1 protein-coding gene is annotated in these 465 nt (G+C 57.8%); it reads right to left on the bottom strand.

From position 1 onward, the window contains the following. Window positions 1-36 precede the first annotated feature (36 nt). Window positions 37-465, bottom strand: a 429-nt coding sequence (locus tag AC1RMF_RS26680; protein ID WP_493145587.1) for a (2Fe-2S)-binding protein, incomplete at its 5' end; no start/stop codon positions are given.

Raw genomic sequence — 465 nt, 5'->3', positions numbered from 1 at the left:
CGTGCAGAGCATCGAAGTCATTTGTCTATTCATGGTTCAGGCCGCTTCCTTTACAGTGAGTGTTTGCGCTTCACCTTGACGCACCATTCGCTGCAATTGCGGCACACAGGATCCGCAATTCGTTCCGCATTGAAGGGCGCCTTGGAGTGCCGCCAACTGCTCTTTTTCAGAGCCAGTGCATTTTTGAAGATAGGTATTGATGGCTTGGTCGGTCACGCTGAAACACGTGCAGACTATCTGGCCGCTGGTGGCAACCTCTACAGGAGGCTTGCTGCTGGGCACCAAAAGCGCACGACCATATCGTTGTATCGGTTGGCTGCTGGTCAGCAGCGTGTTGATCCACCCCTGCGCGCTGGTATCGCCCGAGAGCAGGAAGCCATCGAGCAGGGTGTCGTCATGGGTGCGGCGCAGCCGCATGGTGCGGTGTTGGCCGCGCTTGGGGTCGGCATAGCGCAGCACCTGGCT

The organism is Rhodoferax sp. GW822-FHT04A08 (genome assembly GCF_058801025.1).
The sequence above is the reverse complement of the archived record's forward strand: the minus strand, read 5'-3'. Positions and strand labels throughout refer to the sequence as shown.